A 25,581-nucleotide genomic window follows, 5' to 3' on the forward strand; every position below is an offset into this window, starting at 1 on the left:
GTGTTTACCGCAAGCTAATTCAGCCGGCCCGCTCTGCGGCCCGGCTTCGTTGCGGCGACAAGAGATAACATTACGCAGTCTCGCCCCGCAGGGCAACCCGAGCCCCAGCGCCGGGCGTGTCGCTCGGGCCCCGAATGCATCGCTTCCGCGAAACAGCGCACGGGGCGGCCGCCAGAAGCGGCCACCCCGCACTTCGATCGAACCTAGTCGCGCGCCGCCATGGCGGTGACCAGCTCGTAGACCACGTGGCTGGCCGCTACCGCGGTGATCTGCGCGTGGTCATAAGCCGGCGCCACCTCGACGACGTCGGCGCCGACGATGTTGAGGTCAGCGAGTCCGCGAATGATGCGCAGCATTTCACGACTGGTGAGGCCACCTGCCTCGGGCGTACCCGTGCCCGGCGCGTGCGCGGGGTCGAGCACATCGATGTCGATGGAGATGTAGAGCGGCTTGTCGCCCACCCGAGCGCGAATCTTCTCGAGCGCGGCGGGCACACCGTTCTCTTCAATGAACTCTGTCGTGACGATCTGAAACCCAAGCTCCGCGTCTTGCACAAGGTCTTCTTTGCCATAGAGCGGGCCGCGGGTGCCGCCGTGCATCGAGGCGGTCATGTCGATGAGCCCCTCCTCTGACGCGCGCCTAAACGGGGTGCCGTGCGTCATCGGCGCACCGAAGTAGGTGTCCCAAGTATCGAGGTGCGCGTCGAAGTGCAGCACCGCTACGGGGCCGTGCTTCTTGTTGATGGCACGCAAGAGCGGCAGTGCGATCGTGTGATCGCCACCGATCGTCACGATCTTGTCGACCTTCTCGCCCAGCTCGGTTGCAGCGGCATCAATCTGAGCGACGGCCTCGTCGAGGCTGAACGGGTTCGCCACAATATCACCGGCATCGACGACCTGCTTCAAGGCAAATGGCGAGACGTCTTGCGCGGGGTTGTAGGGGCGCAACAGCCGCGACGCCTCACGCACGTGGTTCGGGCCAAAGCGGGCACCCGGGCGAAAACTCACACCGGTATCGAACGGCACACCAACGACGGCAATGTCGGCGCTCGGCACATCTTCAATGCGGGGCAGCTTTGCGAACGTCGCAATTCCTGCGTAACGAGGGGTCAGGCTCGCGTCGACGGGGCCCTGGGGAGTGTGTTCAGTCACTGCATCCCATCCTTTCAAGTTTTCTGTGAGTAAACTCATGAGTTCTACTAGTGAACTTTAATCACACTATAGGCTGGATCCTGGCCCGGGTCAACGCGACCGCGCGAGCCCAGTAGCGAGGAGTTTCAGATGCGCCCCATTCACCCCACCGCGGGTACCGATCCGGTGCGCATTGGCGCCAAGCTACGAGCATCTCGCCTCGCCCAGGGACTCACGATTGAGCAGCTTGCGCAGGCCGCCGGGCTCACCAAAGGGTTCGTGAGCCGCATCGAGCGCGACGACACAATGCCGAGCGTTCCCACGCTCGTGCAACTGTGCCAAGCGTTGTCACTGCCCGTCGGGTCACTGTTTGAAGAACCCGACGTGCAACTGATCGCGCTCGAACATGCGCCAGCCATCAACATGGGTGGCTCGGGCGCCGACGAGCGGCTCGTGACCCCGCGATCTGAACAGCGGGTGCAGGTGCTGCGCTCGTCGCTTGCCCCGCGCGCAAGTGGTGGAGCAAAGCTCTACACCGTCAACTGCGAGGTCGAAAGCATTCACGTGATCTCGGGTGAAGTGGAACTCGTGTTTGCGGGTGGCCGCACGGCCCTCACCGCGGGCGACACCCTCACGTTCCCCGGTCGCACACCGCACACCTGGGAAACGCAAGCGGCCGGCGCCGAGGTCATTTGGATCCTCGCACCGGCCGCCTGGAGTGGTTCGAACTAGCCCGCGATCGCGGCGGCCAGCGTCTTCTTGCCGCGGCGCAGCACCGCGAACTTGCCATGCAGCAGGTCGGCTGAGGTGAGCACCTGATCTTCTGCCGTGACGGCCACGTTGTTCACGTACACGCCGCCCTGCTTGATCGCGCGTCGCGCCTCGCTCAAGCTACCGACCAATTTAGTGTCGACGAGCAGCTGCGCAATCTCGTCGCCCGCCGAGGCGGCAGCCTGGGGCAGCGCGTCTGTCGCGCCCGCGAGCGTGAGTGCGTCGAGCGTTGCGAGGTCACCGCGCCCAAACAGTGCGGCCGAAGCATCGATCGCACCCTGCGTGGCCGCCTGGCCGTGTACCAGGGTCGTCACTTCGAGCGCAAGCCGCTTCTGAGCGGCACGCTTGAACGGCTCGTCGGCCACCTGCTGCGCATACTCTTCAATCTCGGTGCGCGACAGGAACGTAAATACCTTCAGACGCTCGACCACGTCTGCGTCGGCCTGGTTGAGCCAGAACTGGTAGAACGCGTACGGCGAGCACATCTCGGGGTTCAGCCAAATCGCGTTGCCCTCGCTCTTGCCGAACTTGGTGCCATCAGAGTTAGTGATGAGCGGCGTACCGATCGCGTGCGCGTGCGCGCCCTCGACCTTGCGAATCAACTCGGTGCCGCTCGTCAGGTTGCCCCACTGGTCGCTGCCGCCCGACTGCAGCTTGCAGTCGTACTGGCGGTACAGCTCGAGGTAGTCGAGCCCCTGCAGAATCTGGTAGCTAAACTCGGTGTAGCTGATGCCCTCGTCAGAGTTAAGACGCTTGGCAACGATGTCCTTTTTGATCATCGTGCCGACACGGAAGTGCTTGCCGATCTCGCGCAAGAAATCGATCGCCGAAAGCGGTGCGGTCCAGTCGAGGTTATTGACAAGGCGTGCGGCGTTCTCGCCCTCGAAGCTCAGGTACTTCGAGACCTGCTCACCGAGTGCGGTTACCCACTCGGCAATCGTCTCGCGCGAGTTGAGTGTGCGCTCTGCCGTGGGGCGCGGGTCACCGATCTGGCCGGTCGAACCGCCCACGAGCCCCAGCGGCATGTGGCCCTTCAGCTGCAGCCGGCGCATCAGCAACAGCTGTACGAGGTGGCCCAGGTGCAGGCTCGCCGCGGTCGGGTCGAAGCCGCAATAATACGCGAACGGCTGGCCCTCGAGCAGCTCACTGAGCGCCTCGGGGTCGGTCGAAACGTGCACCAGCCCGCGCCATTCCAGCTCGTCCCACAGTGTGGCGAAGCTGTCATCGTTGCGCTGGGCGGCCATGATCTCGTTGCGTTCGTTCGTTACAGACACGCCTCATATCCTAGCGTTTCGCGCGGGTGACGGCGCGCGGCACGATCCGGATCATGCTTCTTGCGACACACGCACGCCGCGGAAACGAGCTCGCGCAGGATGATTCGTGAGAAATCATCCTGCGCGAGTGCAGTTGCGCTGCGTGCAGCGCGCGGGGCGAGCTACGCGCGGAACGCGGCGATCTTGCCAGCGAGGGTCTCGAGCTGCTCGGTGACCCGCACGCGCGCCGTGCCGCCCGCGCCGACGCGGGAGTTCACGGACCCCTCGATCGTGAGCACCTCGCGCACCGCGGGTGTCAGGTGCTCAGAGATCTCGGTGAGCTGCGCGTCGGTGGGCTCGTGCAGCTCCATGCCGCGCTCCTCGCAGAAGCGCACCATCTCGCCCGAGATCTCGTGCGCGTCCCTAAAGATGACACCCTGTTTGACGAGCCACTCGGCGACATCGGTCGCGAGCGAGAAGCCCTGCGGTGCGAGCTCGGCCATGCGCTCGGTGTGAAAACGCATCGTCGCGACCATGCCGGTGAACGCGGGCAGCAGCACCTCGAGCTGCGCGATCGAATCGAAGACGGGCTCCTTGTCCTCTTGCAGGTCACGGTTGTAGGCGAGCGGCAGACCCTTGAGGGTGGCGAGCAGGCCCGTGAGGTTACCGATCAGGCGGCCCGACTTGCCGCGCGCGAGCTCAGCGATGTCGGGGTTCTTCTTCTGCGGCATGATGCTCGAGCCCGTGGAGTAGCCGTCGTGCAGCGTGACGAAGCCGAACTCCTTGGTGTTCCAGATGATGATCTCTTCGCTCAGGCGCGACAGGTCGATGCCGATCTGGGCGCAGATGAACGTGAACTCTGCGACCACGTCGCGGGCGGCGGTGCCGTCGATCGAGTTCTCGAGCGGGTCACCCAGCCCCAGCTCGCGGGCGACGATGCGCGGGTCGAGGCCCAGTGACGAACCGGCGAGCGCTCCGCCGCCATAGGGCGACGCGCTCGCGCGCTTCGACCAGTCGGCGAGGCGCTCGAGATCGCGCACGATGGGCCACGCGTGCGCGCCCAGCTGGTGTGCGAGCAGCACCGGCTGCGCGTGCTGCAAGTGCGTGCGGCCCGGCAGGATCGCATCAATGTGGTTCGTGGCCTGCTCGTGCAGTGCGTCAAGCAGGTCGAGCAGCATGTTCCGGATCACCGCTGCGTGGTCAAGCAGGTACATTCTTACGAGTGTCGCGATCTGGTCGTTGCGGCTGCGGCCCGCGCGCAGCTTGCCGCCCACCTGCACCCCCACGATGTCGATGAGCAGGCGCTCAAGCGCCGAGTGCACGTCTTCGTCGTCTTCTGCCGGAACAGCCCGGCCGTCGGCGACGCGGGCGGCGAGCTCATCGAGGCCCGCGTGCATCGTCTGCAGGTCTTCTTCGGTGAGGTATCCGGCAGCCGCGAGTGCGGTGGCGTGCGCCTTCGAGCCGCGAATATCGTAGGGGGCGAGCACCCAATCGAACTGGGTCGACTTCGAGATTGCCGCCAGCGCGGGCGACGGGCCGCTCGCGAAACGGCCACCCCAGAGGGCGCCGGCCTCGGCCGCGCGGTTGCCGGCCTCGTTGGTGAGACTTGAGTCAGTCATGTGGTGTTCCTTACGTATGGGTTACGCGTAAATCTTGGTGTGGGTTAGGCGCGGTCGAGCAGCCAGGCCATCAGCGCTTTCTGCGCGTGCACTCGGTTCTCGGCTTCGTCCCACACCACGCTCTGCGGGCCATCGATGACCTCGGGGGCGACCTCGTACTCGCGGTACGCGGGTAGGCAGTGCAAGAAGATCGCGTCGGGCTTCGCGTGAGCCATGAGCTCACCCGTCACGCGGTACGCGCCGAAGGTCGCGATACGGTCGGCTTTCTCATCTTCTTGCCCCATCGATACCCACGTGTCGGTAATGACAGCGTCGGCGCCGGTAACTGCGGCGACCGGGTCGGTGAAGAGCTCGACGCTGCCGCCCGACTGGGCCGCTACTCGGCGAGCGTCATGAACGATGTCTTCGCGAGGTTCGTAGCCCGCCGGGCCCGCCACGCGAATATGCATGCCCGCGGTCGCGAAACCGAGCAGGTACGAGTGCCCCATGTTGTTGGCGGCGTCGCCAACATAGGTGGCGGTGAGGCCCTTCAGATCGCCCTTCTGCTCGCGAATGGTTTGCAGGTCGGCGAGGATCTGGCAGGGGTGAAAATCGTCAGACAGCGAGTTGATGACGGGAACAGTCGCGTTCTCCGCCATTTCTTCGAGACCCTCGTGCGCGAACGTGCGCCAGACAATCAGCTCCACCATGCGCGAGAGCACCTTGGCGGTGTCGGCGATCGACTCCTTCGCGCCGAGCTGCGCCTCACCGGGGTTCACGATGATCGGGTTGCCACCCAGATCTGAGATGCCCGTGGCGAAACTAAAGCGGGTGCGCGTCGACGTCTTGTCGAAAAACACCGCCGCAGATTTAGGCCCTTCAAGCGGGCGGCGCGAGAATCGGTCGCGCTTGAGCGCGGCCGCGAGCTCGAGCACCTCCAACTGCTCTGCCGGAGAAAGGTCGTCGTCGCGTAGAAAGTGCCTAGTCACCCCGCCAGCTTAGCGCCCCGATAGAGTTGTGGGCACAACGAATGGGAGGCGCCGATGCGCGTTGCAGCAGCATTCTTGGCCGATGCGGCCAACCTGCGCGAGGGCACACTGAGCGTGCTCTCGGGGTTCATCAACACGATTAACCGTGAAGAATTTCCGGCCGCACTCGGCGCGACGCTCGTCGTCGTCGTTGAATACGACGAGATCGAAGCGCGCCGCGGTGAACAGCACCGCAGCTTTAAGGCCTGGTGTGAGCCCGCGGCGGGCGGCGGCGAAATCTTTAGCATCGACGGCACGTTTAGCCTGAGCCACGCGAGTGACTCGTTCGGGTACATTCCTATGGTGCTGCCGCTGCAAGAAGTTGTCGTACCCATGACGGGCAGCTACCGCATCATCTTTGAGGGCCAGGGGCTCGAACGCGTCGATGTGCGATTTTACGCGAACGCAACCACGCTGCCCGATCTTGACGAAGAACTACCGACCGAAGGCGACGAGTAACAGGTGACCACTAGCATGCAAGCACTCTCCGCGCTGCCCGCGCTCGTCGCGTTTGACCTCGACGACACGCTCGCCCCGTCGAAGTCGCCCGCTCCCGAGCGCATTCTGTCTGCTCTTGCTGGCTTGCTTGAGCGCACCCGCGTTGCCGTGATCTCGGGCGGCAATTTCGAGCAGTTCGAGCAGCAGCTTGTGTCTCGGCTCGACGCTCACGCCGAGCTCACCGAGGAGCAGCTCGAACGTCTGCACCTACTGCCCACATGCGGCACTCGCTATGAGCGCCGGGAAAACGGCGCCTGGGTGACGGTCTATAAGGAAGATCTCACCGCCGACGAGCGCGACCGCGCCCTCGCTGCACTGCGTTCGGAGGCCGAGCGGCTGGGGCTGTGGGAGGCCAAGACCTGGGGCGAAGTGCTCGAAGACCGCGGCTCGCAGGTCACGTTCTCGGCGCTGGGCCAGCGCGCGCCCGTCGCCGCGAAGGCGCTGTGGGACCCGACCGGCGAGAAGAAGAACACGCTGCGCGCCGCGGTGGCGGCGCGGCTGCCCGACCTTGAAGTGCGCAGCGGCGGTTCAACTTCGGTCGACATCACCCGCAGCGGCATCGACAAAGCGTACGGCATGCGCAAACTCGAAGCGCTCACCGGCGTTGCCCTGGGCGACATGTTGTTCATTGGCGACCGCCTCGACCCCGATGGCAACGACTACCCCGTTCTAGCGATGGGAGTGACCTGCCACGCGGTTGCGGGGTGGGAAGACACCGCCGCCTACCTCGAGCAGCTGCTCGAGGCGGCAGCCGCGGCGTAGCGCGGCGCTGCGGCCCGCACGCCCCCACCAAACGGTATCGAAATGACGAGCCTGCCCGATAAGTACGTATTTATCGGGCAGGCTCGTCGTTTTGATACCGACTCGTGAAATGGGGGCCTCCCCGTCGAGCGATTGACAGCGCGGGCGGCTTGTGGTGAAATCTTTTCTAATTTGAAATTATAGTTTCACATTACGAAAAAGACTCACCGATCGCGACAGAGACGTCACCGAGAGCGAAGCCACCATGCCACTGGCGCACAGCCCCACCTGCCCCTCCATTCCAACGCGCCACGTATCCCGCACCCCATTCACGTGCGCCGTTTCGACTCAGCCGCGACCGTCATACGGCATACCCGCCGCGGTGATGACCAGCTCGGGCACCGCCGTCGTCGCAGGTAAGCTCGCGACGTCGGCGATCATGCGGGCTGCATGCTCGGGCGCAAACGTCGGTTCCACAAGCAAGCGCCCGTCTGGCTGCAGCGCGCCACCGCCCGTGGCAAAGCCAGCGAGCAACTCGGTCTGGGCGTTGCCAATGTCCACCTGCCCCGCGGTAATACCCACGGCACGACCATCGAGCGCAATGGACCTGGTCAGCCCCGTGATTGCGTGTTTTGACACCGCGTATGCGGCAGCGTGCGGGCGCGGGCACCTTGCAGCGATCGACCCGTTATTCAAGATGCGCCCGCCACGCGGCACCTGCGCGGCCATGATGCGAAACGCGGCCGCCGCGCACAAAAAGCTGCCGGTCAAGTTCACGTCGATCACGCGCCGCCACTCATCGGGGTCGATCTCGTCAATGCGGGCTCCGCGGCCGGGCACCCCCGCATTGTTGAACAGCAGGTCGATGCGCCCAAACAGTTCATACACGCGCGCAAACGCGGCCCGCACGTCGGCGTCACTTGTGACATCAGCCCGCACCGCAAAAATCTGCCCGGCCGCAGCAAGACTCACGGTGGCGGCGAGCGCCTCCTCGCGCCGGCCCAGCACGGCCACACGCCAGCCACGCTGCGCCAGCTCGAGCGCTACTGCCCGGCCGATGCCTGAGCCGCCACCCGTCACAACCGCGCAGGGACCCTGCGCCGCCTGCTCCGTCTGCAATGCGTGCGCCGTCTGGCCGGCCTGCACTGCGGGCACCGCCTGCGATTGCGTTGAGCCGGGCACGTTGTTCGTCGCGTTCATTCTTCAAGACTTCCTATCCGGGCAACACCGCCCACCCACACCATCGTGAAACAAGTATTTCTATATACGAGAAAGTAGCCATATGTTAGACCATTCGCCTGCCCCTGAGTCGATCCAAGATGCCGCGCCGCATCTCGCTGAGTCAGCGCTGTACGTGGCCCAGCACACACCCACCGCTCAGACCGGTTCTACTCTGTTTGACGCGATCGGCAGTATGCTCACCCCTGAAGCGCGCGAGCTCGCCATCAGTGCACTCGAGCGCACGCGGGCGGGCGACCCCAAGAACCGTGCTCTCACCGCGGCCGCTCTCACTGCGCCCCGCACTCCCGCACCGGCAGCAGCACCGTCCACCGCGGCCCTGAGCACCGACTACGTGAACACGATTCCAGCCTCGGCCGATGCCTCCTACCCGGGCGACGAAGCCGCCGAGCGCCGCTACCGCGCCTGGATCAGGTGGAACGCAGCGGTCATGGTGCACCGCGCGCAGTCGCCACAAACCGGCGGGGTCGGGGGCCACATCGCAACCTACGCGGGCGCCGCCACCCTGTACGAGACCGGGTTTAACCATTTCTTTCGCGGCAAGAACCACGCGGGCGGTGGCGACCAGGTGTTCTTCCAGGGGCACGCCTCGCCCGGTATGTACGCACGCTCGTTTGTCGAGGGGCGTCTGAGCGAGGCGCACCTCGATGGGTTTAGGCAAGAGAAATCGCGGGCCGGGCACGGGTTGCCGAGCTATCCGCACCCCCGTCTGTTGCCCGAGTACTGGGAGTTTCCTACCGTCTCGATGGGGCTCGGGCCGATGAACGCGATCTACCAGGCCCAGTCCAACCGCTACCTCGAGGCCCGCGGCATCAAGGACACGTCAGACCAGCACGTGTGGGCGTTTCTCGGTGACGGCGAGATGGATGAGCCCGAGTCGCGCGGCATGCTGCAGCTCGCCGCCAACGACGGCCTCGACAACCTCACCTTCGTAATCAACTGCAACCTGCAGCGCCTCGACGGCCCGGTGCGCGGCAACACGAAGATTATGCAAGAGCTCGAGAGCTTCTTTCGCGGCGCCGGCTGGAACGTGATCAAGGTCGTGTGGGGGCGCGAGTGGGACGACCTGCTCGCACGCGACCACGACCGCGCGCTCGTCGACCTCATGAACACCACTCCAGACGGCGATTTTCAGACCTATAAGGCCGAGAGCGGCGCGTTTGTGCGCGATCACTTCTTTGGCCGTGACCCGCGCACCGCGAAGCTCGTCGAACACTACAGCGACGACGAGATCTGGAACCTGCGACGCGGCGGCCACGACTACCGCAAGCTGTTCTCGGCGTACCAGGCGGCAACAACGCACAAGGGGCAACCGACCGTGATTCTCGTGAAGACGGTCAAGGGTTACAAGCTCGGCCCGAGCTTTGAGGGGCGCATGTCGTCACACCAGATGAAAAAGCTGTCGCTCAAAGACCTCACCGACTTTCGCGATCTGCTGCGCATTCCTATCTCTGACGCGGCGCTCGAAGCAGACCTCTACCGCCCGCCCTACTATCGCCCCGCGGCGGGAGCGCCCGAGCTCGAGTACATGCTCGAGCGCAGGCGCGCCCTCGGCGGCGCGGTGCCCGAGCGCCGCACCGCGCACACACCCATGCCCCTCCCCGACCCCAAAGCATATGACCTCGCACGCAAGGGATCCGGAGCTCAGCAGGCCGCCACGACCATGGCCTTCGCGCGCGTGCTGCGCGAGATTTTGCGCGATAAAGAGATGGGGCACCGCGTGGTGCCGATCATTCCCGACGAGGCGCGCACGTTTGGCATGGACGCCTACTTTCCGACCGCCAAGATCTACAACCCCAAGGGCCACAGCTACATGTCGGTCGACCGCGAACAACTGCTCGCGTACAAGGAATCGGTCTCGGGGCAGATCTTGCACGTCGGCATCAACGAGGCGGGTGCGGTCGCCGCGTTCACCGCAGCCGGCACAAGCTATGCCACCCACGGTGAACCGTTGATTCCGGTCTATGTGTTCTACTCAATGTTTGGGTTTCAGCGCACCGGCGACTCGTTCTGGGCCGCGGCCGATCAGATGACCCGCGGTTTTGTGATCGGGGCGACGGCGGGCCGCACCACGCTCATGGGCGAGGGGCTGCAGCACGGCGACGGTCATTCACCGCTGCTCGCGTCGACGAATCCCGCGGTCGTGTCGTACGACCCCGCCTACGGTTACGAGGTCGCGCATATTGTGCGCTCGGGCTTCGAGCGCATGTACGGCGGAGCGCATGAAGACCCCAATGTGATGTATTACCTCACGGTCTATAACGAGCCGATTTCGCAGCCCGCCGAGCCCGAGGGCGTCGATGTCGACGGCATTGTGCGCGGCATGCACCGCGTCGCGGCCGCGTCGGGCGGCACGCACCCGGCGCGCATTCTCGCCTCTGGCGTCGCGGTGCCGTGGGCTGAGCGCGCGCAGCAGCTGCTGCGCGACGACTGGGACGTCGCGGCCGAGGTGTGGTCGGTGACCTCGTGGTCTGAGCTGCGGCGCGACGCCGTCGCCGCCGATGAGGCGCTGCTGTACGGCACGGAGCCCCGGGTGCCGTTCGTGACCGAGCGGCTGCGCACGGGCGCTGGCCCGGTCATTGCGGTGAGCGACTTTATGCGTGCAGTGCCGGATCAAATCGCGCCGTACGTGCCCGCCCGGTTCCTCTCGCTCGGCGCAGACGGCTTCGGTTTCTCTGACACGCGCGCGGCCGCTCGCAGGTTCTTCCGCATCGATGTGGAGTCGATCGTGGTGCGCACGCTCGAGGCGCTCGCGCTCGACGGCGTCATCGCCGCTGACCTACCGCGCATCGCAGCCGAGCGCTACCGACTCGACGACGTCAATGCCGGATCGACCGGCAACGCCGGGGGCGACGCGTAATCGTACATCGCGCACGGCCCTCTGGGGCCACGGGTGGTGGTTATCATGCCTCATAACCACCACCTGTGGCCCCACAGGAGCGCGACTAGCGCAGGTCGCCGCCGATCACCTGGGCCGCACGCTGCAGGAGCGGCACCGCGCGCTCACCGAACGCCGCGTCGACGCGCGACACCGGCCCCGACACTGACACCGCGGCTGGCGTCGGTGAGCCCGGGATTGCGACGGCGAAGCAGCGCACGCCAATCTCCTGCTCGTTATCGTCGATCGCGTAACCACGCTCACGAATCACTGCGAGGTCGGCGAGCAGGTCGTTGACGGTGGCGAGGCTGTGCTCGGTCGCGACGGGCATACCCACGCGGTCTACAATCTTGCGCACGTCGGTGTCGTCGAGCTGCGCGAGGATCGCCTTGCCTACGCCGGTGTTGTGCATGGGCACGCGTCTGCCCACCTCGGTGAACATGCGCATCGAGTGCGGTGAGGGCACCTGCGCAACATAGAGCACGTGGTCACCATCGAGCACGGCCATGTTTGCTGACTCTTGTAAGTGTTCGACGAGCTTGCCGAGTTCAGGCTGCACATACGCGCCCAGCCGCTCACTCGCACTCTCGCCGAGCGGAATAAGACGCGGCCCCAGCACGTACTGTTTATTGCCGAGCTGGCGCACGTATGACCGCCCTGACAGCGTGCGCATCAGTCGATGGATGGTGGGCATAGGCAGCCCCGAACGTTCGGCGAGGTCGCTGAGCGCCATGGCGCCCTTTGCTTCGACCATCACCTCGAGCAGATCCAACACCCGCTCGACCGATTGCACACCACCGCTGGTTTGCTCACTCATGTTGTCTCCATCTGCCCCCGCATCGCGTGGGCTGTATTTGGGTGGCGACCCGCGCCGCCGTTTGTCTCATCACCTTTCGTGTGCCACCGCCCGTCCACTGATCTCGGGCATACACACATCAGAGTCACTTCAGTTTCACCTGTTGAAATGATAATTTCATTATTCGAAACCAAATTGCGCTACCCACAATAATTTTGCTCAGGCACACTCACGGGTAGCGCACACTCAACAAAGGAGTTGCATCATGAACGCTACCGAACGCACCCTGCGCCCGGGCGATGCCGCACCGGCACTGTCACTGATCGACCAGGCCGGCAACCCCGTATCAGTCAACACTCTGCGCGGGTCGAAGGTGATCATTTACTTCTACCCCGCGGCCTTCACGCCGGGGTGCACAACCCAGGCCTGCGACTTTCGAGACAACCTCGGGAGCCTCGCAGCCGCGGGGTATCGCGTAGTGGGCGTCTCAACCGATGACCGCGAGACGCTCGAGCGCTTCGCGGCGCAGGACCAGCTCGACTTCACCCTCGCGAGCGACCCCTCAGGCAACACCGCAAGAGAGTGGGGCGCCTGGGGCGAGAAAGACATTCAAGGCAAGACGGTGACCGGGGTGCTGCGTTCAACGTTTGCGCTCGACGAGGCGGGCAACGTCACGCTCGCGCAGTACCGCGTCGAAGCCGCCGGGCACGTGAGCGCCCTGCGCACGGCACTGGGGATCGCGTAAGCGACACTGAACCCCGCTGGACCCTGCGACTCGCTGGCGCTCGCGCAGGGTGACCAAGATGGATACCCGACGCCTGAAGTGAAAAATTAATTTCATTAACACTTGTGCTGGGAATCAAAACGTGGTTGATTGTCTGTAATCAAACTGAAACTTAAATTTCACATCATGAAATTAAGAAAGGTGAGCAATGCCGCTCAATGATTTTAACGCTTTACCGCGCAGCGCGGCGGTGACACTCGTGTTGCCCTGCGTTGACAGCGAGTCGTGGGTCTCGGCGGTCGTCGACGGTCGCCCCTACGCGTCGCTTTCAGACGTCGTCGACACCGCCAACGCCGCCGCCGCGCACTGGACGCTGAGCGACCTGGACGCCGCCCTCGTGCACCACCCCCGCATCGGGGAGCGCGCGGGCGGATCCGGGGCTGAAGCCAAGCTCTCGCGCACCGAACAAGCAGGGCTCGCCACGAGCACCGCGATCGAGAGCGCGTTGCGCGAGGGCAACGCGGCCTACGAGGCCAAGTTCGACCGCGTGTTTCTCATTCGCGCCGCGGGCCGCTCGTCAGAGGAGATCCTCGCCGAGCTGCAGCGCAGGCTCGCAAACGACACGGCCACGGAAGTCGCCGAAGCGAACGCTCAGCTCGCTGAAATCGCCGCCCTGCGCCTGAAGGGAATCCTGCAGCCATGAGTCAGATCACGACCCACATTCTTGACGCCTCGCGCGGTCTGCCCGCCGCCGGAGTGACCGTGCAGCTGCTGCGCGCTGATGGCAGCGAAATGGCCACCGGCACGACCAACGCAGACGGTCGCATCAAAGACCTGGGGCCCGACAGCCTCGACCCCGGTGACTACCGCCTCACATTCGCGGTGCGCTCGTACTTCGCGGGCCAGGGCGTCGAAGCGTTCTATCCGAGCGTATCAATCGACTTCACCGTCGCAGACAGCACGCAGCACTACCACGTGCCCATTCTTCTCAGCCCGTTCGCCTATTCCACCTACAGAGGGAGCTAACCCAACATGACCAACAACGCACAGAGCCGTGTCGTTCTCGGTGACAACCAGTACGGCAAAGCCGAGAACCATCTCGTGCGCGTTACCAAAGACGGTAACCGCCACTCGATCGAAGACCTGACGGTCATCTCGCAGCTACACGGCGACTTTGCCACCGCCTACTACGACGGCAACAACGAGCACGTCGTGCCCACCGACACGCAGAAGAACACCGTCTTCGCGTTTGCCAAAGAGGGCGTGGGTTCGCCCGAGGACTACCTGCTGCGACTCGGCCAGCACTTCGTCGACAACTTTGAGTGGGTCACGGGCGGGCGGTGGGGCGCACGCCAGGTCACGTGGGAGCGCATCGCCGTCGACGGCGTCGAACACGATCACTCCTTCTTCCGTGGCGGCGCCGGCGGCGAGACCCGCACATCGGTCGTGAAGATCATCGACGGCACCCCGCACGTCATCTCGGGTCTCGAAGACCTCGCGGTGCTCAAGACCACCGAATCTGGCTTCGTCGGCTACCCGAAAGATCAGTACACGACGCTCGCCGAGACGACCGACCGCATCATGGCGACGAACGTCACGGCGCGCTGGCTGTACAACACGACCGACGTAGACTTCAACGCCACGTTTGCCTCGGTGCGCAAAGTGCTGCTCGAAACCTTCACCAACCACTACTCACGTGCGCTGCAGGAGACGCAGTACCTCATGGGGAAGGCCGTGCTCGAAGCGCACCCCGAGATCGATGAGATCAAGTTCTCCATGCCCAACCTGCACCACTTCGTCGTCGATTTCAAGCCGTTCGGGCTCGAGAACCCCAACGAGGTGTTCTGGTCTGCGCACAGCCCCTACGGTCTCATCGAGGGCACGCTGCGCCGCGAAGACCTGGGCGACACCGACGCCCTGTGGAAGGGAATCCCCGCGTTCGTCTAACGCTGGGACGGGGTGGGCGCAGCACGGTGCCCACCCCGCACTCACTACATCCCATGACGACAAAGAGGTCAGCCATGAGTAACACAGACACAACAGCCAACGCCCAATCAACCGACAAGTCGCCCCGCACCAACAGCACCAACATTCAGGTGGAGTGCGACACTGACCCAGACATGAGCCCATCGCAGCATCGCGGCCTCCCCGGCTCAATCGATGTCACCGGCCAGCCCGAGAACGAACGACTCGGAGCGGGCAAGTCCTTTGCCTACGGCCTGCAGCACGTGCTCACCATGTACGGCGGCATTATCGCCCCGCCCATCATCATCGGAAACGCCGCGGGGCTGGGCCCTGACGCGGTGGCGCTGCTGATCGCTTCCTGCCTGTTCATCGGCGGCCTCGCGACGCTCTTGCAGAGCATCGGTATTCCGTTCTTTGGCTCGAAGCTGCCCCTCGTGCAGGGTGTCTCGTTTGCGTCGGTCGCGACCATGACCGCGATTCTTGGCGGCGGCGGCACGATCAACGAGATCTTCGGTGCCGTGCTTGCAGCCTCTATTGCGGGCTTCATCATCACCCCCTTCTTCGCTCAGATCGTACGGTTCTTTCCGCCCGTCGTCACGGGTGTCGTCATCACCTCGATCGGGCTCTCACTCATGCCCGTCGCAGGCAACTGGATCATGGGCGGCAACGCTACCGCCGACAATTACGGTTCGGTCGCGGCCGTTGGCCTCGCGGGCCTCACCCTCGTGATTGTGATCGTCATGAGCAAGCTCGGTCGCGGTATGGTCTCTCGCCTCGCGATTCTGATCGGCCTCGTCGCGGGCACCGTCGCCGCCGTGCCGATGGGTATGGCCGACTTCTCGAATATCTTCAACGGCCAGATCTTCGCCATTCCCACCCCCTTCGCCTTTGGCATGCCCGAGTTTCACGTCGCCTCGATCATTTCGATGTTCATTGTGGTGCTCGTGATTCTCACCGAAACCACCGCCGACATACTCGCGGTAGGCGAGATCACCGGGTCGAAGGTTGACGCGAAGCGCATCGGCAACGGCCTGCGCGCTGACATGATCTCGAGCATTCTGTCGCCCGTATTCAACTCCTTCACACAGTCGGCGTTCGCGCAGAACGTGGGCCTCGTCGCCATCACGGGCGTGAAGAGCCGCTTCGTCGTCGCGTCGGGCGGCCTCATTCTGGTGGTGCTCGGCGTGCTGCCAATTCTCGGCCGCGTCGCCGCCGCGATCCCCCCGCCCGTGCTCGGCGGCGCCGGCGTCGTGCTCTTTGGCACGGTGGCCGCCTCGGGTATTCGCACGCTGTCGAAGGTGTCGTACAAAGACAACATGAACCTCGTGATCGTCGCCACCTCGATCGCGTTCGGTCTGCTGCCCGTCGTGAAGCCCGACATTTACTCGCAGTTTCCCAACTGGTTTGAGGTGATCTTTCACTCGGGTATCTCTTCGGCCGCGATCATGGCAATTCTGCTGAACATTCTCTTCAACGAGCTCAACTTCGGCGCCGCGCGCAACAAGAACGTCGACGTCGCAAGCCCGCCCCGCATGGTCCGCGAGGACGAGGTCCAGGCGCTGCAAGACGGCGACACGTTTGTTGGCGGCAAGCTCTACTCGAAAGACGGCACTGAGGTACCCGTGGTGCGCGTCAATGAGCTGGGCGCGAAAACCACGTCGCTGCACATTCCGACCGCCGACAAGGTTCGCGCCGACACCGGCAATACGCGCCTTCCGTGGCGACGGCGCTAGCTGTCTTTAGCCCACCACACGATTTACCCATCACTAACACATCAGTTCTGCGGGGGTGCGAGCGCGATAACGCGAGCGCGCCCCCGCACGATCGAGGAGGATCACCATGGCCAACCCGAGTCCCGGATACTCAGTCACTATTCGAATTGAAGCCCCCTCGGGCTACAGCGTCACGAGTGAGCTCGTCACCGCCGCAGGCGCAGCTGGCGCCCAGATCACCGCGCTCGACGTCGTCGAGTCACACGCCGAACGGGTCGTCGTCGACATGACGGCCAACACCTCGGGCCCCGAGCACGTCGATGATGTGCGCCAGGCGCTCCAGCGCGTGCCGGGTGTCGAGGTCGCGCACGTCAGCGACCGCACGTTCCTCATGCACCTGGGCGGCAAGCTCGAGGTCACCCCCAAGCTGGAGCTGCGCACCCGCGATGACCTGTCGCGGGCCTACACGCCGGGCGTCGCCCGCGTTTCGAGCGCCATCGCGCAAGACAAGCAGCTCGCCCGCAATCTGACGGTCAAACGCAACACGATCGCCGTCGTCACCGACGGTTCTGCCGTGCTCGGGCTCGGCAATATTGGGCCAGAGGCGGCGCTGCCGGTCATGGAGGGCAAAGCAGCCCTGTTTAAGCAGTTCGCTAACGTCGACGCGTGGCCCGTCTGCCTCGACACCCAAGACACCGACGAGATCGTGCGCATCGTCAAGGCAATCGCACCGGTGTACGGCGGCGTAAATCTCGAAGACATCGCGGCGCCCCGCTGCTTCGAGATCGAAGCGCGGCTGCGCGAAGAACTCGACATTCCCATTTTTCACGACGACCAGCACGGCACCGCGATCGTGGTGCTCGCGGCCCTCAACAACGCACTGCGCGTCGTCGGCAAAGACATCGCAGACATTCGTGTTGTGGTCTCGGGCGTTGGGGCAGCGGGCAACGCGATCATTCGCCTCCTCGAGGCCTCGGGCGTGACCCACATTGTGGGCGTCGGCCGCGCAGGCATCGTGGCGCGCGACCACGCGCACACCGACGAGTATCGCAAGTGGATCGCAGAGCACACCAACCCCGATAACCTCACCGGCACCCTCTCTGACGCGGTGCGCGGCGCCGACGTCTTCATTGGCGTCTCGGCCCCCGACGTGCTCACCGAAGCAGACGTGATTTCGATGGCCCCCGGCGCAATCGTGTTTGCGCTCGCCAACCCCGACCCCGAGATTGATCCGGTGATCGCGGCCAAGCACGCCGCGGTCGTTGCGACCGGGCGCAGCGACTACCCCAACCAGATCAACAACGTGCTCGTGTTTCCCGGCGTCTTTCGCGGCCTGCTCGACGCGGGTGTGGCAGAGGTCACGCTCGAGATGTTCGTCGCCGCGGCCGAGGCCATTTCGGCCCGCGTCAGCGACACCGAACTGCACTCGAGCTACATCATTCCCAGCATCTTCGACCGCGAGGTGACCCGCGATGTGGCCGAGGCGATCGTCGCGATCGCTCGCCGAGATGGTGCCGGGGCAGGCGCGGCAGCCGGATCCGGCACTGACCGTGCTCGTACCGAGCAGGCCGCCGCGGGCTTCGGTGACTTCCAAGCTGCGCTGCCAGACCCCGACGCAGAGCTCGCCGCGCTCGCGGCGCTCGCGATCGCTGCCGGCGCACGATAGCCTCGGGAGATGCCAGTGACAACGACGCACACTGTTCGCGCGACGACCTCGCTCGATGCCGGCGACTACGCCACCGCCGCGAACACACTCGCCGCGACCGACCGGCTGCTCGACACCGCCTACCCCGGCGACTCGGGCAGCCGCCAGCCCATTCACACCGTGTACGTGCCCGGCGATCAGTATCACGCCGGCGTCACGGCAGAGTGGGGTGAGGCCGCTCTCGGCGCGGTCGCAGCACTCGCGGCGAGCTCGGTGCCCAATTTCGCGGCCGAGACAACCGCGCTGGCGGGAGTACACGAGGCCCTCGACCAGCTCGCGGCGCTGCAGACTCTCACCGCGCGTCTCGGGGTCCCCGAGCGCGACCGCGCGGTGATCGCCGAGCGCACCGCGCAGAAGCTTGCGAGCGAGCCGATCGAAGACCTGCGCATTGACTTCGAAGATGGCTTTGGTGACCGGGGTGATGAGGCCGAAGACGCCGCGGTGGTGCGGGCCGCGCGCGAGCTCGCACGCGATGTCGTCGCAGGCACCGCACCGCCATTTGTGGGCATCAGGTTTAAGTCGTTCGAAGCTCCCACGCGCGAGCGCGGTATTCGCACGCTTGACCTGTTCGTCACGACGCTGGTCGATGCGCTGGGGCCCGACTCGCTGCCCGACGGCCTCATTCTTACGCTGCCGATGGTCACCACCGTCGCGCAGGTCGAGGCGATGGTGGCGCTGCTGGAGACGCTCGAAGCACGCCTCGGGCTCGAGCACGGCCGGCTCACCTTTGAGGTGCAGGTCGAAACCCCGCAGCTGATCATCGCGGCCGACGGCACTGTGCCGGTCGCGCAACTGCTGCATCGCGGGGCGGGCCGGATCACGGGCCTGCACTACGGCACCTACGACTATTCGGCCTCGCTCGGTATTGCGGCGGCGCAGCAGTCGATGGAGCACTCGGCGGCGGACTTTGCGAAGCAGGTGATGCAGGTCGCTACCGCCGGCACCGGGGTGCGGCTGTCTGATGGTTCAACGAACGTGATTCCCGGTGGCGACGTCGAAAGCGCCGTCGCGGCGTGGCAGCTGCACTCTCGGCTCGTGCGCCGTTCGCTTGAGCGTGCCTACTATCAGGGCTGGGATCTGCACCCGGCGCACCTGCCCAGCCGGTTTATCGCCAGTTACGCGTTCTTTAGGGACGGCCTGGAGCAGGTGATGACTCGGTTGCGCAACTATGTCGAGCACAACACCGCGGGTTTTCTCGACGAGCCGGCGACGGCGCGCGCCCTCGCCGGATTTCTCGCCCGCGGTGTCGCCGCGGGCGCCGTGAGCTCTGATGAGCTGCAGTCAGGCGTGGGCATCACCGAGGCCCAGCTTGTGCGGCTCGCTTACCCGGGCCGCTAGATTTTTACCCCCACTACGAGACTCTTCAAGGGAGACATGAGTACAGCAAGCTACGCCACGATTGACCCGCAAATGCCACCGCAGAGCGACTCGCTCGGCTCGGCCGCGATCGTTACGACCGCCTACACGGTGATTCCGAACTCTGTGATGCGCGACATCGTCGCAAGCGTCTTTCCCGAGTGGGAGCGCACCCGCGGTTGGGTGTTGAACCGGCCGGTCGCGGGGGGCGCGACAACCTTCGCACAGATCATTATGGAGGTTGAACCGGGCGGCGGATCGAACGCCCCCGAACCCCAAGAAGATGTCGAGGGTTTTGTCTTTGTGCTGAGCGGTGACTTCACGATCACCATCGATGGCACGACGCATGCGCTCACCCCCGGCGGGTATGCCTTTGTGCCCGCCGGCGCTTCGTGGAAGCTGCGCAACACGGGCGACGCCGCGGGCCAGTTTCACTGGTTTCGTAAGCGGTATGAACCAGCGGCGGGGCTCACCCCGAAGGCCTTTGTGGGCAACGAACAAGACGTTACCCCCGGCGGCATGGAGGGCACCGACGGCAAGTGGGCGACGACCAGGTTCTTCGACCCGGCAGACCTCGCCTACGACATGCACATCACGATCGTGACCCTCGAGCCCGGCACCAAGATTCCGTTTCTCGAGACGCACGTCATGGAGCACGGCATCTACGTTCTCGAGGGCAACGCGGTATACCGGCTCAACGATGACTGGGTTGAGCTACAGCCCGGTGACTACTTCTCGCTACGCGCGTTCTGCCCGCAGGCGTGCTACGCCGGCGGCCCCGGACCGTTTCGGTACCTGCTGTACAAGGATGTGAACCGCCAGATCACGCTGTAGCTTGCACGGTAGCCTGCGCCGCAATTTGCACGGCTGTGCCCGTAGCTCGTGGCGGTAGCCCCCGGTTTATTCGCCGGGGGCTACCGCCATTTTTGCGCCCTCTCGAGGCAGGCTGGAGGGTTGACACTCGAGCTCGTTTCGAGCTACGATAATTTCACACTTCAAAAACTTTATTTCACTTTGTGAAATGAGTTCGTATCTGCAATACCACCGAAGAGGGTTGAGGTTATTCAATGTCGTACACCGTCAACACGTCCATCTTGTTCACCGACCTCCCGGTGCTCGAGCGGCCCGCCGCCGCGAAGGCTGCGGGCTTTGACACGATCGAGTGCTGGTGGCCTTTTGCCACTGCCGTGCCTGCCGACGCAGAGGTCGACGCGTTCGTCGCCGCAATTGACAGTGCCGGCGTGCAGCTGGCCGGGCTCAATTTCTTCGCGGGCGACATGCCCGCGGGCGACCGCGGACTCGTGTCATGGAAGGGTCGCTGCGGTGAGTTCAAAGACAACATCGACGTCGTCGTGGGCATCGGTGAACGACTGGGTACTCGCTCATTCAACGCGCTCTATGGCAACCGGCAGACCGAGCACACCCCCGCAGAGCAAGACGAACTCGCGGTCAAGAACCTGCGCGCCGCGGCCGATGGCGTTGCCCGCATCGGGGGCACCGTGCTGCTAGAGCCTGTCTCTGGCACTCCGGCATACCCGCTCAAGACCGCCCAAGACGTCGTGGATGTGATCACGCGAGTCGAGCGCGACAACGTTAAGCTGCTCGCCGACTTCTACCACCTCGCAACGAACGGTGACGATGTGCCCGCTGTCATTGAGGCACACGCCGCACGGTTCGGGCACATTCAGATCGCCGATGCCCCGGGACGGGGCGAGCCCGGCACCGGTACGCTGCCGCTCGCAGAGTGGATCGGCCGCAGCCGCGAGCTGGGTTACCACGGCCCCGTCGCACTCGAGTACAAAGCCACTCAGCCAGACCCCTTCGCCTGGGCGTTCGCGACCGCCTAGGCGCCACCCACCGGTAGACCCTTGTCATTCTGCGCGTAGTCGCAGAATCCAGGCTGGATCCTGCGACTCGCAAGCTCGCGCAGGATGACGAGCCAAACGGCTCGCGCAGGATGACGAGCCAAACGGCTCGCGCAGGATGACGAAACTAAACGAACTACAAGAACTACAAGAACTACAAGAAGGGCATTCAATGTCGAACATCGCCTTCATCGGCCTCGGAATCATGGGACTGCCCATGTCCATCAACCTCGTCAAGGCCGGTCACACCGTTACCGGCTTTAACCGCAGCCGCGGCGCCGTCGACAAACTGGTCGCCGCGGGCGGCACCGGCGCGGGCTCCATTGCCGAAGCTGTCACGGGCGCAGACATCGTCATCACGATGGTGCCCGATTCCCCCGACGTCGAAGCGGTCGTATCGGGTGAGGACGGCGTCTTCGCACACGCGACGCCCGGCGCGGTGTGGGTCGACTTTTCGACGATCCGGCCCGATGTCTCGACGCGCCTCGCCCAGGCCGCCGAGGCGGCTGGCATCGCCGCGCTCGACGCGCCGGTGTCGGGGGGCGAGGCCGGCGCGATCGAGGGCACGCTCTCGATCATGGTGGGCGGCGACGCGGCACGCGTCGAAGCGCTGCGGCCTGTGCTCGAGGCCGTCGGCACGACGGTCGTGCACGTGGGTCCCGCGGGCTCGGGCCAGACCGTGAAGGCCGCAAACCAGCTGATCGTCGCGGGCACGATCGAGCTCGTGGCCGAGGCTCTCGTGTTTCTCGAGGCTCACGGCGTCGACACCGAGGCCGCCGTGGCAGTGCTCGCGGGCGGGCTCGCGGGCAACAGGATCCTCGACCGCAAGGCAGCGGGCATGATCGCGCGCAGTTTCGAACCCGGGTTTCGCATCGACCTGCACCACAAAGACCTGGGCATCGTTACCGCCGCGGCGCGCGAGGCGGGCGTGCATATTCCGCTCGGAGCAGCCACCGCCCAGATCATGGGCGCGGCCCGCGCGAAAGGCCTCGGCTCACTCGACCACTCGGCGCTGCTGCTGCTCGTCGAAGAGCTTTCGGGGCGCGGCCGCGCGTAACCGGCGCGCCCGCGCTATCACCTCAATAACACACGACTTACCCACCGCCCACGTGGCAACGAAGGAGTTTCACCATGGCACAAATGCGCGCAGTTGACGCGGCAGTTTTGATTCTCGAGAAGGAGGGTGCGACGCAGGCGTTCGGCCTTCCGGGCGCCGCGATCAACCCGTTCTACTCGGCGATGCGTGCGCACGGCGGCATCAAGCACGTGCTCGCCCGCCACGTCGAGGGCGCCTCGCACATGGCTGAGGGATTCACGCGCGCAGAGCCCGGCAATATCGGCATCTGCATCGGCACCTCGGGCCCGGCGGGCACCGACATGATCACGGGACTGTACTCGGCTGCGGCCGACTCGATTCCCATCTTGTGCATCACCGGGCAGGCGCCCGTCGCAAAGCTCGACAAAGAAGACTTTCAGGCCGTAGATATCGCGGCGATTGCAAAGCCGGTCACCAAGATGGCGAAGACGGTACTCGAGGCGGGCCAGGTTCCCGGCGTATTTCAGCAAGCGTTCTACCTGATGCGTGCTGCCCGCCCCGGCCCGGTACTCATCGACCTGCCGATCGACGTGCAGCAGACCGTAATCGAGTTCGACATCGACCTCTACGAGCCGCTGCCCGTCGCTAAGCCGGCGGCCTCCCCCGCGCAGATCGATGCCGTGTTCTCGCTGCTCGAGCAGGCAGAGCGCCCCGTGATCATCGCGGGCGGTGGCATCTTGAACGCCGACGCCCCTGACGAGCTCGTGGCCCTCGCCGAAACCCTCAACATTCCTGTCGTGCCCACGCTCATGGGTTGGGGCATCATTCCCGACGACCACCCGCTCATGGCCGGCATGGTGGGGCTGCAAACTCATCACCGCTACGGCAACGAGACGCTGCTCGCCAGTGACCTTGTCATCGGTATCGGCAACCGCTGGGCAAACCGGCACACCGGGGCTCTCGACGTGTATACGCGCGGCCGCAAGTTCGTGCACATCGACATCGAACCGACTCAGATCGGCCGCGTCTTCTCACCTGATCTGGGCATCGTCTCTGACGCGGGCGAAGCGCTGCGCGGGCTCGTCGCTGAAGCAACCAAGCGCGCCGCCGCAGGTACGCTTCGCGACAGGTCTGTCTGGGTCGAAGAGACGCGTCGCCGCCGCGGCGAGCTGCAGCGCAAGACCAACTTCGAGAACGTGCCCATCAAACCACAGCGCGTGTACCAAGAGATGAACCGCGCGTTCTCACGCGACACCCGCTACGTCACCACGATTGGACTGTCGCAGATCGCGGGCGCCCAGCTTTTGCACGTGTACAAGCCGCGCCATTGGATCAACTGTGGCCAGGCGGGCCCGCTCGGCTGGACCCTACCCGCCGCGCTCGGTGTCGTCGCGGCCGACCCCACCACCCCCGTGGTCGCGCTGTCGGGTGACTACGATTTCCAGTTCATGATCGAGGAGCTCGCGGTCGGCGCGCAGTTCAAGCTGCCGTACATTCACGTTGTGGTCAACAACTCGTACCTCGGGCTGATTCGTCAGGCGCAGCGTGGCTTTGAGATGGACTACCACGTCTCGCTCGCCTTCGACAACATCAACAGCCCCGACACTGAGGGGTACGGCGTAGACCACGTGATGGTCGCTGAAGGCCTTGGATGCAAGGCGATTCGGGTGCGCGAGGCCGATGATCTCGCGACGGCATTTGCGCAGGCGCAGCAGCTGGCGCAAGAGCACCAGGTGCCCGTGGTGGTCGAGGTGATTCTCGAGCGCGTCACCAACATTTCGATGGGCGCGGCAAGCATCGACGCGATCACCGAGTTCGAAGATCTCGCCGAGCTGCCCGCCGACGCACCAACGGCTACGGTGCCGCTGAACATGCCAGCCGCGGCCCCCGCCCCGGTAGCGTAGCGTCAACCCTATTCTGCCCCGTTCGCCCAGCCCCACGGCTTCCCGGACCCCGGCCCTCACCCCACCCCCACCCCGAACCCCCGGAGCCTCACATGCGCATCGTCATCGCCCCCGACAAGTTCAAGGGGTCGCTCACCGCCGCCCAGGTGGGCGAGCACCTCGCCGCCGGTATTCGGGCAGCCCGCCCGGCTGCCGACGTGCGTGTGCAGGCGATGGCCGACGGCGGCGAAGGCACAGTGGAGGCGGCAATCGAGGCGGGCTTCACGCGCAAAACCGTCACCGTGCAGGGCCCTCTCGAGGGCCCTGTCGCGGCCGACTTTGCGTTGCGCGGCGAGCACGCGGTGATCGAGCTCGCCGCCGCATCTGGGTTGCTACTGCTCGCACCCGCTGACCGTGACGCGCTCGCCGCGCACACCCGCGGCACCGGCGAGCTGATTCTGGCGGCGCTCGACGCGGGTGCCAAGAGCATCGTGCTCGCGGTGGGCGGCAGCGCATCCACCGACGGCGGCAGCGGAATGCTGCGCGCACTCGGCGCCGAGTTTCTCGATGCGGACGGTGCCCCCGTGGGCGACGGCGGCGCGGGCCTCGCCCACGTCGCGACCGCCGACTTCTCGGGGCTCGACCCGCGTCTCGCCGACACCGAGTTCATACTCGCGGCCGACGTCGACCACGTGCTCCACGGCCCGGCGGGCGCGGCACACGTCTTCGCGCCCCAAAAGGGCGCAGGCCCGGCCGACGTCACGACCCTCGACGCGGCCCTGGCGCTGTACGCCCGGGTCGTGGCACGGGCACTGCCGCTGGCGGGCCCAGCTGTGGCTCGATCCGGATCAAACCCCGCCTCCCAGGGTGCGCAGCCAGACCCGGCCGCGCAGCCAGACCCGGCCGCGCAGCCAGACCCGGCCGCGCTGCCGGGCGCGGGTGCCGCGGGCGGCGTCGGCTTCGCAGCGCTCGCGGTGCTTGGGGCACGCCGCCGACCGGGGGCCGAGGTTGTCGCCGAGGTGACCGGGCTCGCCGAGCTGGTGGCGGGCGCAGACCTCGTGATCACGGGCGAGGGGTCGTTTGATGCGCAGAGCCTCGGCGGCAAAACGCCGATGGGGGTGCTGGCCGTCGCGCGGCGGGCCGGGGTGCCGGCCGTGCTCGTGTGCGGTCGCTGCTTACTGTCTGCTGCCGATGTGCGCGCCGCGGGATTTGCGAACGGCTACGCCGTCGCAGACCGCGCCCCGAACCCGGGTGCGAGCGTGCGCGAAGCTGCCCGGTTCTTGGCCGAGATCGGGCGCGATATCGCCGCGCACGAGCTGCCCGGCAGCGGCAGCGCCGCATGAATGCCTGGGCGGGCCCTCACGCCGGCGCAGGCGATCGCACAATACCTGTAATTTAGTTCT

General features: G+C 65.3%; 22 protein-coding genes. 16 read left to right on the forward strand and 6 right to left on the reverse strand.

Annotation, left to right across the window (positions count from 1 at the left end; genetic code table 11):
* Window positions 1-203: 203 nt before the first annotated feature.
* A complete protein-coding gene (gene speB / locus ACXR2W_RS09800) occupies window positions 204-1,151 on the reverse strand; it encodes an agmatinase (RefSeq protein ID WP_458814668.1) in 948 nt (315 codons plus the stop codon).
* A gap of 129 nt (window positions 1,152-1,280) precedes the next feature.
* On the opposite strand from speB, the gene ACXR2W_RS09805 reads away from it, so the two are divergent.
* On the forward strand, window positions 1,281-1,862 hold the full coding sequence (locus ACXR2W_RS09805) for a helix-turn-helix domain-containing protein (RefSeq protein ID WP_458814670.1): 582 nt from the start codon (window positions 1,281-1,283) through the stop codon (window positions 1,860-1,862).
* Here the strand turns inward: ACXR2W_RS09805 and tyrS are convergent.
* From tyrS to argF, 3 genes are all read right to left on the reverse strand, one after another.
* Window positions 1,859-3,145, reverse strand: a complete 1,287-nt coding sequence (tyrS, locus tag ACXR2W_RS09810) for a tyrosine--tRNA ligase (RefSeq protein WP_458814937.1) — start codon at window positions 3,143-3,145, stop codon at window positions 1,859-1,861. The genes ACXR2W_RS09805 and tyrS overlap by 4 nt on opposite strands.
* A 191-nt stretch (window positions 3,146-3,336) precedes the next feature.
* A complete protein-coding gene (gene argH / locus ACXR2W_RS09815) occupies window positions 3,337-4,773 on the reverse strand; it encodes an argininosuccinate lyase (protein ID WP_458814672.1) in 1,437 nt (478 codons plus the stop codon).
* Window positions 4,774-4,817: 44 nt separating this feature from the next.
* On the reverse strand, window positions 4,818-5,741 hold the full coding sequence (gene argF / locus ACXR2W_RS09820; protein WP_458814674.1) for an ornithine carbamoyltransferase: 924 nt from the start codon (window positions 5,739-5,741) through the stop codon (window positions 4,818-4,820).
* Between the two features lie 54 nt (window positions 5,742-5,795).
* Between argF and ACXR2W_RS09825 the strand changes: the two genes are divergently transcribed.
* Both ACXR2W_RS09825 and ACXR2W_RS09830 read left to right on the forward strand, forming a co-directional pair.
* Window positions 5,796-6,239 carry a DUF6941 family protein gene (locus tag ACXR2W_RS09825; protein ID WP_458814676.1) on the forward strand — a complete coding sequence of 148 codons (444 nt, stop codon included), beginning with the start codon at window positions 5,796-5,798 and terminating at the stop codon, window positions 6,237-6,239.
* 15 nt (window positions 6,240-6,254) lie between these two features.
* The gene (locus ACXR2W_RS09830) at window positions 6,255-7,040 is read left to right on the forward strand and encodes an HAD-IIB family hydrolase (protein ID WP_458814678.1); all 786 of its coding nucleotides are present in this window, start codon (window positions 6,255-6,257) and stop codon (window positions 7,038-7,040) included.
* A gap of 327 nt (window positions 7,041-7,367) precedes the next feature.
* On the opposite strand, the gene ACXR2W_RS09835 is transcribed toward ACXR2W_RS09830, so the two are convergent.
* Window positions 7,368-8,219, reverse strand: coding sequence for an SDR family oxidoreductase (locus ACXR2W_RS09835; RefSeq protein WP_458814680.1), 852 nt, complete (start codon window positions 8,217-8,219; stop codon window positions 7,368-7,370).
* A 214-nt stretch (window positions 8,220-8,433) separates the two neighbouring features.
* On the opposite strand from ACXR2W_RS09835, the gene aceE reads away from it, so the two are divergent.
* Window positions 8,434-11,118, forward strand: a complete 2,685-nt coding sequence (gene aceE / locus ACXR2W_RS09840) for a pyruvate dehydrogenase (acetyl-transferring), homodimeric type (protein ID WP_458814939.1) — start codon at window positions 8,434-8,436, stop codon at window positions 11,116-11,118.
* Between the two features lie 85 nt (window positions 11,119-11,203).
* Here aceE and ACXR2W_RS09845 read toward each other — a convergent pair whose 3' ends face one another.
* Window positions 11,204-11,953, reverse strand: coding sequence for an IclR family transcriptional regulator (locus ACXR2W_RS09845; RefSeq protein WP_458814682.1), 750 nt, complete (start codon window positions 11,951-11,953; stop codon window positions 11,204-11,206).
* Between the two features lie 244 nt (window positions 11,954-12,197).
* On the opposite strand from ACXR2W_RS09845, the gene bcp reads away from it, so the two are divergent.
* From bcp to ACXR2W_RS09905, 12 genes are all read left to right on the forward strand, one after another.
* Entirely contained in the window at window positions 12,198-12,677 is a 480-nt protein-coding gene (gene bcp, locus ACXR2W_RS09850; RefSeq protein WP_458814684.1) for a thioredoxin-dependent thiol peroxidase, read from the forward strand.
* A gap of 187 nt (window positions 12,678-12,864) precedes the next feature.
* Window positions 12,865-13,359: a 2-oxo-4-hydroxy-4-carboxy-5-ureidoimidazoline decarboxylase gene (uraD, locus tag ACXR2W_RS09855; protein ID WP_458814686.1), complete on the forward strand. Its 495-nt coding sequence runs from the start codon at window positions 12,865-12,867 to the stop codon at window positions 13,357-13,359.
* A complete protein-coding gene (gene uraH, locus ACXR2W_RS09860) occupies window positions 13,356-13,682 on the forward strand; it encodes a hydroxyisourate hydrolase (protein WP_458814688.1) in 327 nt (108 codons plus the stop codon). The genes uraD and uraH overlap by 4 nt, the downstream gene beginning before the upstream one ends.
* A gap of 6 nt (window positions 13,683-13,688) precedes the next feature.
* On the forward strand, window positions 13,689-14,603 hold the full coding sequence (gene pucL, locus ACXR2W_RS09865) for a factor-independent urate hydroxylase (protein ID WP_458814690.1): 915 nt from the start codon (window positions 13,689-13,691) through the stop codon (window positions 14,601-14,603).
* Window positions 14,604-14,776: 173 nt separating this feature from the next.
* Complete coding sequence (locus ACXR2W_RS09870) at window positions 14,777-16,354, forward strand: nucleobase:cation symporter-2 family protein (protein WP_458814943.1); 1,578 nt, start codon at window positions 14,777-14,779, stop codon at window positions 16,352-16,354.
* Window positions 16,355-16,460: 106 nt separating this feature from the next.
* A complete protein-coding gene (locus ACXR2W_RS09875; protein ID WP_458814692.1) occupies window positions 16,461-17,999 on the forward strand; it encodes an NAD-dependent malic enzyme in 1,539 nt (512 codons plus the stop codon).
* 9 nt (window positions 18,000-18,008) lie between these two features.
* Window positions 18,009-19,376, forward strand: coding sequence for a DUF6986 family protein (locus ACXR2W_RS09880; RefSeq protein WP_458814694.1), 1,368 nt, complete (start codon window positions 18,009-18,011; stop codon window positions 19,374-19,376).
* A gap of 36 nt (window positions 19,377-19,412) precedes the next feature.
* Window positions 19,413-20,228, forward strand: coding sequence for a bifunctional allantoicase/(S)-ureidoglycine aminohydrolase (locus ACXR2W_RS09885; RefSeq protein ID WP_458814696.1), 816 nt, complete (start codon window positions 19,413-19,415; stop codon window positions 20,226-20,228).
* 233 nt (window positions 20,229-20,461) lie between these two features.
* On the forward strand, window positions 20,462-21,241 hold the full coding sequence (locus ACXR2W_RS09890) for a hydroxypyruvate isomerase family protein (RefSeq protein WP_458814698.1): 780 nt from the start codon (window positions 20,462-20,464) through the stop codon (window positions 21,239-21,241).
* A gap of 190 nt (window positions 21,242-21,431) precedes the next feature.
* Entirely contained in the window at window positions 21,432-22,316 is an 885-nt protein-coding gene (locus tag ACXR2W_RS09895) for a 2-hydroxy-3-oxopropionate reductase (RefSeq protein ID WP_458814700.1), read from the forward strand.
* 74 nt (window positions 22,317-22,390) lie between these two features.
* Window positions 22,391-24,199 carry a glyoxylate carboligase gene (gene gcl, locus ACXR2W_RS09900; RefSeq protein ID WP_458814702.1) on the forward strand — a complete coding sequence of 603 codons (1,809 nt, stop codon included), beginning with the start codon at window positions 22,391-22,393 and terminating at the stop codon, window positions 24,197-24,199.
* Window positions 24,200-24,291: 92 nt separating this feature from the next.
* A complete protein-coding gene (locus ACXR2W_RS09905) occupies window positions 24,292-25,521 on the forward strand; it encodes a glycerate kinase (RefSeq protein ID WP_458814704.1) in 1,230 nt (409 codons plus the stop codon).
* The last annotated feature ends 60 nt before the right edge of the window (window positions 25,522-25,581 follow it).

This window comes from Leucobacter faecis (assembly GCF_054456695.2).